This is a genomic window from Geodermatophilus sp. URMC 60 (genome assembly GCF_053502585.1).
The window spans coordinates 1161317-1176558 of the sequence record NZ_CP199958.1 but is presented as its reverse complement, the minus strand read 5'-3'; the positions used below and the strand labels follow the sequence as shown (position 1 = coordinate 1176558).

The 15242-nt window shown below is 73.7% G+C and carries 13 protein-coding genes; 8 read left to right on the top strand and 5 right to left on the bottom strand.

Annotated features, from left to right (window positions below):
- Positions 1 to 139: 139 nt before the first annotated feature.
- A complete protein-coding gene (locus ACWIX3_RS05645; RefSeq protein WP_448611098.1) occupies positions 140 to 1234 on the top strand; it encodes an EAL domain-containing protein in 1095 nt (364 codons plus the stop codon).
- Positions 1235 to 1326: 92 nt separating this feature from the next.
- On the opposite strand, the gene ACWIX3_RS05640 is transcribed toward ACWIX3_RS05645, so the two are convergent.
- Positions 1327 to 2250, bottom strand: coding sequence for an aldo/keto reductase (locus ACWIX3_RS05640; protein ID WP_448611097.1), 924 nt, complete (start codon positions 2248 to 2250; stop codon positions 1327 to 1329).
- A gap of 204 nt (positions 2251 to 2454) precedes the next feature.
- On the opposite strand from ACWIX3_RS05640, the gene ACWIX3_RS05635 reads away from it, so the two are divergent.
- Positions 2455 to 2739 carry an HU family DNA-binding protein gene (locus tag ACWIX3_RS05635; protein ID WP_091223132.1) on the top strand — a complete coding sequence of 95 codons (285 nt, stop codon included), beginning with the start codon at positions 2455 to 2457 and terminating at the stop codon, positions 2737 to 2739.
- A 175-nt stretch (positions 2740 to 2914) separates the two neighbouring features.
- A complete protein-coding gene (locus ACWIX3_RS05630) occupies positions 2915 to 4168 on the top strand; it encodes a serine hydrolase domain-containing protein (RefSeq protein WP_448611096.1) in 1254 nt (417 codons plus the stop codon).
- Positions 4169 to 4280: 112 nt separating this feature from the next.
- On the opposite strand, the gene ACWIX3_RS05625 is transcribed toward ACWIX3_RS05630, so the two are convergent.
- The gene (locus ACWIX3_RS05625; RefSeq protein ID WP_448611095.1) at positions 4281 to 4742 is read right to left on the bottom strand and encodes a MaoC family dehydratase; all 462 of its coding nucleotides are present in this window, start codon (positions 4740 to 4742) and stop codon (positions 4281 to 4283) included.
- A gap of 72 nt (positions 4743 to 4814) precedes the next feature.
- Here ACWIX3_RS05625 and folP point away from each other — a divergent pair, with 72 nt between their 5' ends.
- From folP to ACWIX3_RS05605, 4 genes are all read left to right on the top strand, one after another.
- Positions 4815 to 5675: a dihydropteroate synthase gene (gene folP / locus ACWIX3_RS05620; protein ID WP_448611094.1), complete on the top strand. Its 861-nt coding sequence runs from the start codon at positions 4815 to 4817 to the stop codon at positions 5673 to 5675.
- 105 nt (positions 5676 to 5780) lie between these two features.
- Entirely contained in the window at positions 5781 to 6206 is a 426-nt protein-coding gene (locus ACWIX3_RS05615; RefSeq protein WP_448611093.1) for a PaaI family thioesterase, read from the top strand.
- Between the two features lie 96 nt (positions 6207 to 6302).
- Positions 6303 to 7904 (top strand): 4-coumarate--CoA ligase family protein, encoded by a 1602-nt coding sequence (locus ACWIX3_RS05610; RefSeq protein ID WP_448611092.1) that lies wholly within the window; start codon positions 6303 to 6305, stop codon positions 7902 to 7904.
- A gap of 47 nt (positions 7905 to 7951) precedes the next feature.
- Positions 7952 to 8899, top strand: coding sequence for an alpha/beta hydrolase (locus tag ACWIX3_RS05605; protein ID WP_448611091.1), 948 nt, complete (start codon positions 7952 to 7954; stop codon positions 8897 to 8899).
- Between the two features lie 115 nt (positions 8900 to 9014).
- Here ACWIX3_RS05605 and ACWIX3_RS05600 read toward each other — a convergent pair whose 3' ends face one another.
- Positions 9015 to 10007, bottom strand: coding sequence for an AraC family transcriptional regulator (locus tag ACWIX3_RS05600; RefSeq protein WP_448611090.1), 993 nt, complete (start codon positions 10005 to 10007; stop codon positions 9015 to 9017).
- A 152-nt stretch (positions 10008 to 10159) separates the two neighbouring features.
- Here ACWIX3_RS05600 and ACWIX3_RS05595 point away from each other — a divergent pair, with 152 nt between their 5' ends.
- A complete protein-coding gene (locus ACWIX3_RS05595; protein WP_448611089.1) occupies positions 10160 to 10837 on the top strand; it encodes an NAD(P)-dependent oxidoreductase in 678 nt (225 codons plus the stop codon).
- A gap of 15 nt (positions 10838 to 10852) precedes the next feature.
- Here ACWIX3_RS05595 and ACWIX3_RS05590 read toward each other — a convergent pair whose 3' ends face one another.
- Both ACWIX3_RS05590 and ACWIX3_RS05585 read right to left on the bottom strand, forming a co-directional pair.
- Positions 10853 to 12355: a chemotaxis protein CheW gene (locus tag ACWIX3_RS05590; RefSeq protein WP_448611088.1), complete on the bottom strand. Its 1503-nt coding sequence runs from the start codon at positions 12353 to 12355 to the stop codon at positions 10853 to 10855.
- An 11-nt stretch (positions 12356 to 12366) separates the two neighbouring features.
- On the bottom strand, positions 12367 to 15183 hold the full coding sequence (locus ACWIX3_RS05585; RefSeq protein WP_448611087.1) for a methyl-accepting chemotaxis protein: 2817 nt from the start codon (positions 15181 to 15183) through the stop codon (positions 12367 to 12369).
- Positions 15184 to 15242 lie beyond the last annotated feature (59 nt).

Below are 15242 nucleotides of genomic sequence, written 5' to 3'. Positions count from 1 at the left end.
TCGACCCCACATCCTGGCACGCGGCTCCCCCGCGGACCCGGATCGTCACCCGCACGTGTCGCCGCCACGACCTCCCCCGTCGGGGGGAGCCGTGCGGCTCGCGGGTCGAGCGTCGCGGGGTGGGCGCCGATGGGCTCCCATGACGGCGACCCGTGCGCGCAGCCTGCCCGAGTGCCGCCCGCTGCTCGCCGACCCCGGGGACCTCACGCTGGTGTTCCAGCCGATCGTCGACCTCGCCGCGGTGCGGATCGTCGGCTACGAGGCGCTCGCCCGCTTCCCGGGCACCGCCGGCCCCGACGTCTGGTTCGCCGCCGCGGCCGACTGGGGGCTGGCCGCCGATCTCGAGGCGCTGGCGGTCACCAAGGCCCTGGCCGCCGTCCCCCTGCTCCCCGACAACACGTTCCTCGCCGTCGACGTCGACCCGCACCTGCTCGGCAGCGCGCCGGTCCAGGAGGCCCTCGCCGGCCTGCCGGACCTGTCCCGCGTCGTCGTCGAGCTGCCCGAGCGGACACCTGTCGACGACCTCGACGCGCTGCGCCGGCAGACCGACCGGCTGCGCGCCCGCGGCGCCCGCGTGGCGCTCGACGACGCCGGCTCGGGCTGGTCGGGCCTGCAGCAGATGGCCGTCGTCCGCCCGCAGTTCGTCAAGCTCGACCGGGCGCTGGTGACCGGCGTCGACGACGACCCGGTCCGCGCCGCGCTGACCGAGATGGTCGGCGAGTTCACCGGCCGGATCGACGCCCGGCTGCTGGCCGAGGGCGTCGAGACCGCGGGCGAGCTGGCCACCCTGACCCGGCTGGGCGTACCGCTGGCCCAGGGCTGGCTGCTCGGCCGCCCCGCGCCCGACTTCGCCCCGCTGGCGCCCGAGGTCGCCGCCCTGGTCCGGACGCACGTCGCCCGCGCGCAGGTCGCCGACGGCGTCGCCGCCCTCGTGCGCCCGGTCCGCCAGGCCGACGTCGCCGAGCCGCCGCCCGCCGTCCCCCCGGCGGTGCTGCTGGCCGAGCGGGGCCAGCCGGTGGCGCTGTGGCTGGCCTGCCCCCGGACGACGGAGCCCTACACCGCGCCGGTCTCGCTGCGCGTGCACTCCTCCGACGACGTCGTCGCCGTCCTGCAGCGGGCGCTCACCCGGCCGCCGGCGCTGCGCTTCGACCCGGTGGTCTGCACCGACGCCACCGGCGCCGTCATCGGCCTGCTGCGCGTCGACGACCTCGCCGCGGCGGTCGCCCGGCGCTGACGGGTGCGCCGGCCCCTCGGCGCCCCGAGCTCCGGATGGCCCCTGCAGGGTCCCGCCGCGAGCCCGCGAGCGGTGGGGGCAGGGGTCCTCCGTCAGGAGCTGGCGGCGTCGAGCGCCTGCGTCTCCTCCTCGGTGAGCGCGAGGTCCTGCATGGGCAGCAGGTCGGCCAGCTGCTCCACCGACCGGCCACTGGCGATCGGCGAGACGACGGTGGGCCGGTCGGCCAGCCAGCGCAGCGCCACCGCCGCGACCGTCACCCCGTGCGCGTCCGCCACCTGCCCGAGGGGGGCCAGCACGCGGTCGCCGCGCTCCCCCACGTAGGCCGAGGCCCCTCGGGCCCGCGGCGAGTCGACCTGCTCGCCGGGCCGGTACTTTCCGGTCAGGAAGCCCTTGGCCAGCCCGTAGTAGGGCAGTGCGCCCAGGTCGTGCGCGATGACGGCATCCCGCAGCCCGTCCTCGTAGGCGGCCCGCTCCATGAGGTTGTAGTGGGGCTGCAGCGCCACGTAGCGGGCCAGTCCCGACCGCTCGGAGGTCTCCAGCGCTTCGGTCAGCCGCTCCGGCGAGTAGTTCGACGCCGCGACGTAGCGGACCTTGCCCCCCTGCACCAGTTCGTCGAAGGCGCGCAGCGTCTCCTCCAGCGGCGTGCTCTCGTCGTCGTAGTGCGCGTAGTAGAGGTCGATCCGGTCGGTCCGCAGCCGGCGCAGCGAGCGCTCGGCGGCGGCGCGGATCTCCGGCGCCGACAGCGGGTGCTCCTTGCGCCCCGGCGAGGCCTTGGTCGCCACGACCATGCGGTCGCGCAGGCCGCGCTCGGCCATCCAGTTGCCGAGGATCACCTCGGAGCGGCCGTCGCCGTACATCTCCGCGGTGTCGACGAACGGCGCCAGGGTGCTGACCGTCGCGTCGGCGAAGCGGTCGAGCAGGGCGAAGGACGTCGGCTCGTCCGCCGTCCAGCCGAACACGTTGCCGCCCAGGCAGAGGTCGCTGACGGTGAGGTCGGTCCCGGGGATCACTGGCATGCCCGAACCGTAGACAGGCTCTGGGTCGGGGGCCGTCCGGACACTGCGCGGGCACGGCTCCACCTCGAGGGACCGGTGGGACGAGAGGGACCCGTTCGACCCCCTCGGTGGCGAGTTGTCAGGGGGGCATGGCACCGTGCCTGCGGTCCGACCGCGCCATCTGGCGTGGTCGGCACGCTCTGTCACCGACACGGAAGGAACACCGTGAACAAGGCCGAACTCGTCTCCGCCATCGCCAAGCGGGCCGACGTGCCCACCTCGACCGTCGACTCGGTGCTCGCCGGGCTCCAGGACGAGCTCGTCGACGCCATCACCCGCGGCGAGAAGGTCGCCGTCTCCGGCCTGCTGACCGTCGAGCGCACCCAGCGCTCCGCGCGGACCGGCCGCAACCCGCAGACCGGCGAGTCGATCGACATCCCCGCCGCCAACACCGTCAAGGTCACCGCGGGCTCCAACCTGAAGAAGGCCGCCAGCAACGTCCCCGTCTGAGCAAGGACCCCCTTGCCTCCCACCGCTCGCGCCCTCGCGGCGGGACCCTGCAAGGGGGCCGTCCTCCGCCGTCGGGACGGCGGCTGCCCCCCTGTGACCCGGCCCGCGAGCGCGTGGGTCAGGATGCCCGGGCAGTCGCCGTCCGACGGCGGGCGGCGTGAGGGACGGAGGACGCGTGACGGCACTCGAGGTGGACACCGACCCCGCCGAGGTGGGCTTCGACGCCGGTCGGCTGGCCCGGCTGGACCGGCGGCTGGCCCGCTGGGTGGACGACGGCCAGCTCCCCGGGTTCCTCGTGACCGTGGCCCGGCACGGGCGGCTCGTGCACGTCGGCCGCGCCGGCTCCCGCAACGTGGAGGAGGGCCTGCCGGTCGAGACCGACACCCGCTGGCGCATCTACTCGATGACCAAACCGGTCACCTCGGTCGCGGCGATGATGCTGTACGAGGAGGGCGCCTTCGAGCTCTCCGACCCCATCTCCCGCTGGCTGCCCGAGTTCGCCGAGACCCGCGTCTACGTCGCGGGCTCCGCCCAGAAGCCGGTCACCCAGCCACAGATGGAGCCGATCCGGGTCCGGCACCTGCTCACGCACACCTCCGGGCTCACCTACGGCTTCCACCACGCCCACCCGGTCGACGCGATGTACCGGGCCGCCGGGCACGAGTGGGGCACCCCCGCCGGCGCGGACTCCGCCGAGGTCTGCCGCCAGTGGGCGGCGATCCCGCTGGTCTTCCAGCCCGGGTCGGAGTGGAACTACGGCGTCTCCACCGACGTCCTGGGCCGGCTGGTCGAGGTCCTCTCCGGCCAGCCGCTCGACGAGTTCTTCGAGCAGCGCATCTTCCGGCCGCTCGGCATGACCGACACCTCCTTCGGCCTGCGCGAAGGCGACGACCCCGAGTCGCTGGCCCGGCTCTACGCCGCCGTCCCGGGGCAGCCCGGCGGCGCCCCGACCGGGTTCGCCCCGTACGACGCGATGGGCGCGACCGCGCTCTCCAAGCCGGTGTTCCTCTCCGGCGGCGGCGGGCTGGTCTCCACCGCCGCGGACTACCTGCGCTTCGTCGAGCTGCTGCGCCGCGGCGGCTCCTACGACGGCGGCCGGCTGCTGGGCCCGCGCACGATCGCGCTGATGACCCGCAACCACCTGCCGGGCAACCAGGACCTGGAGACCTTCGGACGGCCGCTGTTCGCCGAGACGCCGCTGCGCGGGGTTGGCTTCGGGCTGGGCTTCTCGATGGTGATCGACCCGGTGCGCTACGGCGTGCTGTCCAGCCTCGGCGACTACAGCTGGGGCGGGGCGGCGTCCACGGCCTTCTACGTGGACCCGGTGGAGGACGTGACCGTCGGCTTCTATACCCAGCTGCTGCCGTCGAGCACGCTGCCGATCCGCAACCACCTCCGCCAGCTGGTCAACCAGGCCCTGGTGGACTGAGAAGGACCCGTCCCCCCACCCCTCGCAAGCTCGGGGCGGGAACCGGGACGGGGCCAGTGGACCAGGGACGGGGCCGCTGCCGGCCCCGTCCCGGCTGGGGACGAGCCCCTACTCAGACGTAGCGGCGGAAGAGGATCGCAGCGACCATCGCCGGCTTGGGCTGGTTCTCGATCTCCATCGTGATGCCCAGGGTCATCTGCACGCCGCCCTCGAACTGCTTGGCCTCGTCGAGGGTCGCCGAGGCCCGGATGCGGGCGCCGACCGGCACGGGGGACATGAACCGGATCTTGTCGGCGCCGTAGTTGACGCCCATCCGGAAACCCTTCGCCTCGATGATCTGCGCGGACAGCGCCGAGACCAGCGACAGCGTCAGGTAGCCGTGGGCGATGGGGCCACCGAAGGGGCTCTCCTTCTTCGCCCGTTCGACGTCGACGTGGATCCACTGGTGGTCGTGGGTGGCCTCGGCGAACTGGTTGACCTGCTCCTGGGTGATCTCGAGCCAGTCACTGTGCCCGAGGTGCTGGCCGACCTTCGCCAGCACACCGTCGATGCCCTCCACCGTGGTCTGCGCCATGAGCGTCTCCTCCTGCTCCGCGGGTCTGGTTTGCTGACTCCACCACACAGCGCGTCGGCGGGGGGAGCGGGGTTGCTGCGGCTCGGTGCTCTCGACGTGCCGCCCGGCCGGCTGGTGGTCATGGCCATCGTCAACCGGACCCCCGACTCCTTCTACGACCGCGGCGCGACCTACGAGCTGGCGGCCGCCGTCGAGCGGGTGGACCGGGTGGTCGCCGAGGGCGCGGACATGGTGGACGTCGGCGGGGTCAAGGCCGCCCCCGGCGAGGAGGTCTCGCCCGTGGAGGAGGTCCGCCGGACGGTCGACCTGGTGGCCGCCATCCGCGCCGCGCACCCGGCCCTGCCGATCTCGATCGACACCTGGCGGGCGGAGGTGGCCCGGGAGGTGCTGGCCGCCGGCGCCGACGTCGTCAACGACGCGTGGGGCGGCGTCGAGCCGGAACTGGCGGCGGTGGCCGCCGAGGCCGGCGCCGGGATCGTGTGCACGCACGCCGGCGGTCTGCCGCCGCGCACCCGCCCGCACCGGGTCACCTACGACGACGTCGTGGCCGACGTGGTGGCCCGGACCACGGCGCTCGCCGAGGCCGCGGTCGCCGCAGGCGTGGACCGCGAGCGGGTGCTGGTCGACCCCGGGCACGACTTCGGCAAGAACACCCGGCACTCGCTGGAGGCCACCCGGCGGCTCGACGAGCTGGTCGCGACGGGGTGGCCGGTGCTGGTGGCGCTGTCGAACAAGGACTTCGTCGGCGAGACCCTCGACGTCCCGCTGGGGGAGCGGCTGACGGGCACGCTGGCGGCGACCGCGGTGAGCGCCTGGCTCGGGGCGACGGTGTTCCGAGCGCACGACGTCGCGGCGACCCGGCAGACGCTGGACATGGTGGCCGCGATCCGCGGCGACCGGCCGCCGGCCCGCACCACCCGCGGCCTGGCCTGAAAGAGGACCCCTCTGCCCCGGACGCCTCGTGGAAGGACCCCGTCCCTCTCACCGCTCGCAAGCTCGCGGCGAGCCTCCGGACGGGGCCGGGTTACCTTCGCGCGCATGGCCGCCACCGGGTTCCACACCGCCGACGAGCTCAACGCCCTGCTCCCGGGCACCCTGCCGGGCCTGCTCGGACTGACCGTCACCGCACACGAGCCCGGCCGGCTGGATGCCGCGCTCGACGTCCGCCCGGAGCTGCTGGCACCCAACGGCTACCTGCACGCCGCGACCGTCATCGGGCTGGCCGACACCGCCTGCGGGCTGGCCACCCGGGCGCTGCTGCCGGAGGGGGCGGCGGGCTTCACCACCATCGAGCTGAAGAGCAACTTCCTCGGCACCCTCCGCGAGGGCCGGATCACCACCGTGGCGACCAACGCGCACGCCGGGCGGACGACGCAGGTGTGGGACGCCGTGGTGGCCGCGGAGGGGACCGGGAAGACGATCGCGCTGTTCCGCTGCACCCAGTCGGTGCTCTGGCCGCGCTGACCACACGTCCGGGGTACCAGCGGGTAACCCCCTTGTGGCGGCGGCCACCGGGGATGTGAGACTGACGCCACACCGACGTGCGAAGGAGCTCTACCCGTGGCGCTGGCCAGCCGTTTCCCCGACGTCGAGATCCCCGACGTCTCCGTCCCCGAGTTCGTCCTCGCGGCCGGGCGCGAGAAGCCCGACGCCCCCGCGCTCATCGACGGTCTCAGGGGCGACGTCATCAGCCACGGCCAGCTGGCCGCCTACGTCGACCGCGTCGCGGCCGCGCTGCACGCCCGCGGCCTGCGCAAGGGCGACGTCGTGGCCATGTTCTGCCCGAACACCCCGTGGTACCCGGTCGTCTTCCACGGCATCGCCGCCGCCGGCTGCGTGATGTCGCCGATCAACTCGCTGTACACGCCCGACGAGATCGCCTTCCAGCTGCGCGACTCGGGCGCGAAGATCCTGATCACGGTCTCGCCCTTCCTCGACCGTGCCCTGGCGGCGGTGGAGAAGTCCCCGGTCGGCGAGATCGTCGTCATGGACGGCGCCGAGGGCCACGCGTCCCTGGTGGACCTGCTGTCCACCGACGCACCGTCGGTGCAGGTCGACATCGACCCGGCCGACGACCTCGTCACGCTGCCCTACTCCAGCGGCACCACGGGCCTGCCCAAGGGCGTCATGCTCACCCACCGCAACCTGGTGGCCAACGTGGCGCAGTGCCGGCCGCTGATCCGGCTCGGGCAGGACGAGCGGATCATCGCCGTCCTGCCGTTCTTCCACATCTACGGGCTCACCGTGCTGATGAACCAGGGCCTGGCCTGGGGTGGCGCGGTGGTGACGCTGCCGCGGTTCGACCTCGAGGACTTCCTGCGCACCATCCAGGAGCACAAGATCACCCGGGCCTTCGTGGCGCCACCCATCCTGCTGGCGCTCGCCAAGCACCCGCTGGTCGACCAGTACGACCTCTCCTCGCTGACCTCCATCCTCTCCGGTGCCGCCCCGCTCGACGAGCAGCTCGCCCTCGCCGCCGAGCAGCGGCTGCGCAAGGGCGCCGACAGCGGCGTCACGGTCGCCCAGGGCTACGGGATGACCGAGCTGTCCCCGGTCTCGCACACCACCCCCGACCTGGGCGCCGAGCCGCCGGGCGCGGCCGAGGGCTCGGTCCCCAAGGGCTCGGTCGGCTTCGCCGTCCCGAACTCCGAGTGCCGGCTGGTCGACCCCGCCACCGGGGAGGACGCCGCCCCGGGCCAGCGCGGCGAGTTGTGGGTGCGCGGTCCGAACGTCATGAAGGGCTACCTCAACAACCCCGAGGCGACGGCGGAGACCATCGACGCCGACGGCTGGCTGCACACCGGCGACGTCGCGATCGTCGACGACAACGGCTGCTACACCGTGGTCGACCGGGTCAAGGAGCTGATCAAGTACAAGGGCTACCAGGTGGCCCCGGCCGAGCTCGAGGCCGTGCTGATCAGCCACCCCGAGATCGCCGACGCCGCGGTCATCGGCGTCCCGGACAAGGAGAGCGGCGAGGAGCTGCCCAAGGCCTTCGTCGTCCGGGCCCCCGGCTCGACGCTGACGCAGGACGGCGTCATCGAGTTCATGGCCGGCAAGGTGGCGCCGCACAAGAAGATCCGCATCGTCGAGTTCATCGAGGCGGTGCCGAAGTCCGCGGCCGGCAAGATCCTCCGCAAGGACCTCCGCGCGGCCGGCTGAGAACGGCAGGGGCGAGCGGACCGATGGCGCCGAGGATGGACCTTCGGGTGCGGCTGCTGGGACTGCTCAGCGGTCGCTTCTCGATCACCCGCCTGGACGCCGAGGGGATCGCGAAAGCGCAGGCGCGTCACCCGGGCCACAACCGCGTGGTCGACTTCGTGTTCGGCGGGGTGGCGCCCGGCACGGAGCAGGAGCAGGTCGAGGTGGCGGGCCAGGTCGGGCGGCTGCCGGCACGGGTGCACCGACCGGCGGGCGCGGAGGGTCCGCTGCCGCTCGAGGTCGACTTCCACGGCGGGGGCTGGGTGCTCGGCGACCTCGACGGCGTCGACTGGCACTGCAGCAGCGTCGCGGCCGCGGTGGGGGCGGTCGTGGTGTCCGTGGACTACCGGCTCGCGCCCACCCATCGCTGGCCGGCCGGCGCCGAGGACTGCTATGCCGCGCTGTGCGACGTGGTGGCCCGCGCGGCGGAGTTCGGCGCCGACCCCGACCGCCTGGCGGTCATGGGCGACAGCGCCGGCGGCAACCTCTCCGCCGTGGTCGCGCTGATGGCGCGGGACCGCAGCGGGCCGCGGATCGCCTTCCAGGGACTGGTCTACCCGGCCACCGACCTCACCTTGTCCAGCCCGTCGATCGACGAGAACGCGGACGCGCCGGTGCTGACCAAGGCCGACTGCGTGGCCTACCGGGACCTCTACCTGGGTGGGCAGGACCCGCGCGACCCGTACGTCTCGCCGCTGTTCGCCGCCGATCACTCCGCACTGCCGCCCGCACTGGTCCAGGTGGCCGAACTCGATCCGATCCGCGACGACGGCCTGCGCTACGCGGCTGCGCTGCGGGCGGCAGGGGTGCCGGTGCGGACGACGACGTACGTCGGCATGCCGCACGGCTACCTCAGCTTCCCCGGCTTCTGCCGCAGCGCCCCGCAGGCGATGGCCGAGCTGTGCGCCGAGCTGGCCCTCCACCTGCGCGCCGAGGCGCAGGAGGCCCGCACCTGAACGAGGACCCCCTGCGCCCACCGCTCGGCCCCCTCCCGGGCACCGCCGCGAGCGTGCGAGCGGTGGGGAGGAGGGGGTCCTTCCACCTGCAGGGCCAGTGCGGCCGCGGGAGGTCTCAGCCAGCCGCACCCGCTGTGGCCGGCGCCTCGGCGCGTCCGGGGTTCCTCCGCGTCGCCGTGACCGGCGGGACGCCGACCACCCGCTTGTAGGCCCGGGAGAAGGCGGCCTCGGACTCGTAGCCCAGCTGCCGGGCCAGCTCGCCGACCCGCGCGCCGTCGGCCAGCGCGACGGTGGCCAGGTGCATCCGCCACCGGGCCAGGTAGTGCATGGCAGGTTCCCCGGCGAGCTCGGTGAAGCGGGCGGCGAAGGAGGAGCGCGACATCCGGGCCTCCCGGGCCAGGCGGGTCAGCGTCCACGCCGCTCCCGGCTCCTGGTGCAGCAGTGACACCGCCCGGCCCACCTGCGGGTCCCGAAGGGCCCGCAACCAGCCCGGCCCGGTGGCCGCGGTGTCGAGCCAGGCACGTACGGCCTGGATGACGACGACGTCGGCGAGCCGGGTGACCACCGCCTCGGAGCCGAGCCGGTCGTGCCGCGACTCGTCGGCGATCACCCCCAGCAGCACCGGCAGCCAGCCGGTGCGAGCGGCGTCACGTCCGTCGACGTGCAGTACCGGCGGCAGCAGGTCGAGGAGGTGGGCCGCACCGGGCCGGTCGGGCTGGACGACGCCGCACACCATGCCGGCCGGCGCCCCGCCGCCGTCCAGCCGCAGCACCGAGTAGTGCTCCGCGAGGTAGCGCTGGGGCAGCAGGTCCGCCCGGCCGGCGATCGGTGCGTCCGGGCTGCTGCGCAGCAGGTGGCCCCGGCCGTGCGGCACCAGCGCCAGGTCCCCGGTGCTCAGCACCGACCGCGCGCCGTCGACCTCCAGCACGCAACTGCCCCCGGTGACGACGTGGAAGCTCATGCAGCCGTCGAGGGCGGGCATCTCCACCCCCCAGGGAGCGGTGGCCTCCGCCCGGCAGTAGAAGACGCCCCGGATCCGCAGGTCGGCGAGCACGCCGCCGACGGGGTCGACCGGCGTCCACGGCCGGTCGGGCGACAGGGTGGTCACGTCCCCACCCTGTCGCCCCTGCCACCGGCCGTCCAGGCCGTCCGGACGAACGGGCATGGACCCCGGACGTGCGGTCATGGGCCCGGCGGCCCCGGCTCACCAGCATCGGGAGTGCCGGCCACGAGGCCGGCTCTCCGGAGAGGAGCAGGGACGTGAAGGTGCTGGTCGTGGGAGCAACCGGGGGATCGGGCCGGGCGGCGGTGGAGGCGCTCACCGGCCGGGGGCACGAGGTGACCGCCTTCGCCCGCCGGGCGAGCACGGTGTTCGGGAGCCGTGCCGGGGTCCGGGCGGTGGACGGCGACGCCACCGTGCCGGAGGACGTCGGCCGCGCCGTCCGGGGTCAGGACGCCGTCGTGGTCACGTTGGGCATCAGCGAGCACCCGCTGCGGGTGCGGCTGCTCGGCAGTGCGGGGACCGCGCCGGACGTGCGCTCGCGGGGCACCGCGACCGTGGTCACCGCCATGCGGGAGCACGGCGTGCGGCGGCTGGTCGTCCAGTCGTCCTACGGCGTCGGGGAGACACGGGACCGGCTGCCGGTGTCCAGCCGGTTGGTGTTCGCGTTGCTGCTGCGTCCCCAGATCGCCGACCACGAGCGGCAGGAGCGGATCGTCCGCGACAGCGGTCTGGCCTGGACCCTCGTCCAGCCGGTGTACCTGACCGACGGCGAGGAGCCGGCCGCCCTCTCCGACACCGGCGACGTCGAGGGCATGCGGGTCTCCCGGCGGGCTCTGGGCACGGTCCTCGCCGACCTGGCCGAGGCGGCCGGGGACCACGGGCGGTGCGTCGCGGTGTCGGGCGCCCGGGTGCAGGTCGCACGCGCCGGGGACTGACCCGGCGCCGCGCCGTCAGCCGGCGGTGGTCAGCTCCGGCGTCCGGGTCGCCGTGCGCTCGGCGGCCGCCCGGCGCGCGATCGCCCGCAGGTCGAGGTCGGGCAGCAGGCGGGCGTGCGCCCCGACGCGCACCAGGGGCGCCGTGCGCAACGTCGTCCCCCGTTCCTCGGCGGCTCCGCGCACCTGCTGCGTCTCGTCCCGCCACGTCAGCGGGTCGATCGAGCGCAACACCTCCACCGCGAAGGCGGCCGGTTCGCCGTCCACGCTGACGAGCAGGAGGCACGACGTCGCCGTCGGGGGTCGCTGCTCGCGGCCGAGCAGGGTCGACAGGCAGAAGACGGGCACCGCTGTCTGCCGGTGCACGATCGTCCCGAGCAGGCCGTCCACGGCGGTGTCGGTGAGCGACGCGGGAAAGGGCAGGATCTCGACGACCTGCTCCAAGGGCACCGCCACGTCCACGCCGAGGGAGAAGGTCAGGTAGCTCGGCGCTCCGGCCGCGGCCGCTGCGGCGACGGCGGCGGCCGACGCGGTGTCGTCGCCGCGGTCGTCCGCGGCGGCGACGGCGGTGTTGACCGACGCGAAGCCGGCCACCTGCGGGTCGGCGAGCAGCGCGTCGCCCGCCAGCACGAGGCAGTCGCCGACACCGTCGACCTGCACCATGCCGGTGACGACGTCCGGCCGGGCCACGGCGTGGGCGGGCAGCGGGAGGACGTCGGCGGCCGGCACCTCGGCCAGCTCGAGCAGCGTGGTGAGCGCGAGGACGACGTAGCCGGTCCCGACGTCGAGGACCAGCCCGGCGCCGATCTGCTCCCGCGCGAGCCGGCCCAGCCCGAGCAGCGCCAGCGGGTCGACCACCGGGACCTCGCGCTCGGCGTAGGTCGTGACACCCGAGCAGGTGGGGCCGGAGAGCACCGAGGTGCGCAGGTCGGGCGTGGGCAGCGTCGTGTGCACGTGCGCGGCGTCGATGGCGAAGCGGTGGTCGCCGCAGCGGACGACGGTCAGCATGCGCACCGCGCCGCCGCCACGGGCCGCACCGCCGAGGGCCGAGGCCTCCCGCGTCACGTCGTCCACGGTGGGGACGCCAGGGCGGCTGAGCACCGCCTCGGCGTCCAGCACGCTGTGTGCCCGGCCGCTGTCCGGGTGCCGGAACGTGTGCGAGAAGAGCAGCCGCTCGCCGTGCGTCCGGGCCGCCACCAGCATGGACGACGGCAGCGTGGTCACCCCGCGGACCTCGTCGGCCAGCAGGCCGAGCACCTGGCCGTCGTGGGCGACGACCACGACCACCTGGTCCGGACGCCGTTCGTCGGGTCGCCCGATGACCGGGCGGAGGTCGACGACCGGGAGCACCAGCCGGCGCAGCTCGACGGCGCCCAGCAGCCCGGGCGCGGAGGCGGGCAGCCCGGCGAGCTCCATCGGGCAGGGGACGACCTCCCGGAGGGCGGACAGCGGCAGCGCGACGTCCATGCCGGCCAGCCGCAGCAGGCCGTAGACGACGTCGCCCCCGCTCTCCTCGACCACCGCCGTCACCGTCAGGAGCCCGAGTTGGCGAGCTGGGCGATCAGCTGGTCGACCGCGCGGGAGGTCTCCTGCTGATCCTGGGTGGACGCCGAGATGCTCTGGATGGCCTCGTTGGTCCGGGTGACGCTGCCGACGATGCGCTCGAACGCGGACTCCGCCCGCCGGGACACCTCCGAGCCCTGCTGCACCCGCTCGGCCGACTCGTCGATCAGCGTGCCGATCTGCTGGGCGGCCTCGAAGGACCGCTCCGCCAGCTTGCGCACCTCGCCGGCCACGATGGAGAAGCCGACGCCGTGCTCGCCGGCCCGGGCCGCCTCGATCGAGGCGTTGAAGGCCAGCAGGTTGGTCTGGTTGGCGATCTCGCCCATGACACGGACGATCTCGGTGATCGCCACCGACGACTTCTGGATCAGCCCGATCGCCTCCAGCGAGGCCCGCAGCGCCTCGACACCGCGTTCGGCGTTGCCCTGCGTCTCCTCGGCCAGGCCGGTGGCGGTCCGCGAGTTCTGCGAGACGCTCTCGATGGACGCCGACAGCCGGCGGACCAGCCCGGTCATCTCCCGCGCGCCGGCCTCGACCCGCTGTTCGCGGACGACCTGCTCGGTGACGTCGTAGGCGTACTTGACGACCTTCACCGGCTTGCCGTCGAGGTCGAGGATCGGGTTGTAGGTCGCCTGGATGTACACGTCGCGGCCGAACTTGCCCCGCCGGTGGAACCGCCCGGCGATGACCTCCCCCCTGCCGAGGGCGAGCCAGAGGTCGCGGTACGCCTGCGAGCGGATGTAGTCGTCGTCGCAGAACTCGCTGTGGTGGTGCCCGACGATCTCCCGGGCCGAGTACCCCATGGTCCGCAGGAAGTTCTCGTTGGCCCCGAGGACGTTGCCCTCGAGGTCGAACTCGATGACCGCCTGGGCGCGGTCGACGGCGTCGACCCGCGCCGCGACCTCGGCCCGGCGCAGCTTCTCCTCGGTCACGTCCATGGCGAACTTGACGACCTTGAACGGCTTGCCGGAGTCGTCGAGGATCGGGTTGTAGGTCGCCTGGATCCAGACGTCCCGGCCGTCCTTGGCCACGCGGCGGTACTCCCCCGCGTGGTAGTCACCGTTGCGGAGCTTGCGCCAGAACTCGCGGTAGGTGTCGGACGCGGCGTAGGCGGGGTCGCAGAACAGCGAGTGGTGCTTGTCCTGGACCTCGCCGGCGCTGTAGCCCATGACCTGCAGGAAGTTCCGGTTGGCGGCGAGCACCGTGCCGTCGAGGTCGAACTCGATCACCGCCTGGGCCCGCTCGATCGCGGCGACCTTGCCGAGGAACTCGGCGTTGCGCCGCTTCTCGCGGGTGACGTCCGCGGCGAACTTGACCACCTTCAGCGGGCGGCCGTTCTCGTCGAGGATCGGGTTGTAGGTGGCCTGCAGCCACACCTCCCGCCCGTCCTTGTCCAACCGCTTGAACTCGCCGGACTCGTACTTCCCCTTGCCCAGGTGCTCCCAGAACTCGGCGTACGCGTCGGACGCGGCGTGGGCGGGGTCGACGAAGATCCGGTGGTGCTTGCCCCGGATCTCGGGGAGCGTGTAACCCACGGCGTCGAGGAAGTTCTGGTTGGCCGTGAGGATGCGGCCCTTGAGGTCGAACTCGATGATCGCCTGCGCCCGGTCGATCGCGGCGACCTTGCCCTTGTAGTCGGCGTTGAGCATCTTCGCCTCGGTGATGTCCGTGGCGAACTTGACCACCTTCAGCGGCTTGCCGGTGTCGTCGAGGATCGGGTTGTAGGTGGCCTGCAGCCACACCTCGCGGCCGCCCTTGGCCAGCCGGCGGAACTCGCCGCTCTCGAAGGCGCCGCTGGCCAGCCGCTCCCAGAACTGGGCGTACTCCTCGCTGTTGGCCACCTCGGCGTCGCAGAACAGCCGGTGGTGCCGGCCCTGGACCTCGTGGAGGGCGTACCCCATGGCCTCCAGGAAGTTCTTGTTGGCCGCGAGCACCGTGCCGTCGAGCGCGAACTCGATGACCGCCTGGGCCCGGTCGATGGCCGCGACACGGCCGCGGAACTCCGTGTCGGCCAGCTTGGCGGCGGTGATGTCACTGGCGAGCTTGACGACCTTCAGCGGCGTGCCGGTGTCGTCGAGGATCGGGTTGTAGGTGGCCTGCAGCCACACCTCGCGGCCGCCCTTGGCCAGCCGCCGGTAGATGCCGCCCTCGAACGCACCCTGCGCGAGGCGCTCCCAGAACGCGCGGTACTCGTCCCCGGCCGCCTGCACCGGGTCGACGAACATCCGGTGGTGCTTGCCGGAGATCTCCTGCAGCCGGTACCCCATGAGGTCCAGGAAGTTCCGGTTCGCCGTGAGCACGGTGCCGTCGAGGGCGAACTCGATGACGGCCTGGGAGCGGTCCATCGCGGAGACCGCGCCGCGCTGCTCGGTCGCCTCGCGTACGGGCTCGGTGACGTCGGTGACGAGCTCGACGACCTTCACCGGGCGTCCGGCGTCGTCCAGGACCGGGTTGTACGTCGCCCGCTGCCACACCACCCGGCCGTCCTTGGCCAGCCGCTTGAACAGGCCCGACTCGAAGGCGCCACCGGCCAGCCGACGCCAGAGGTCGGCGTACTCCCTGCTCTGGACCAGCTCCGGCTCGCAGAACAGCCGGTGGTGCTGCCCCTGGACCTCGGCGAGCTCGTACCCCATCAGCGACAGGAAGTTGTCGTTCGCGGCGAGGACGGTGCCGTCGAGCGCGAACTCGACGACGCCGTGGGAGCGGTGGATCGCCTCGACGACGCCTCGCATCTCCTGCAGGGCCGGGTCTGCGCCGGAGGACGGACGGGCGTCGGGCTGCGGCATGGAACGCTCCAGGGGACAGCGAGGGTCGACGGTGGACCATCGGTGCGCCCCGCCCCGGG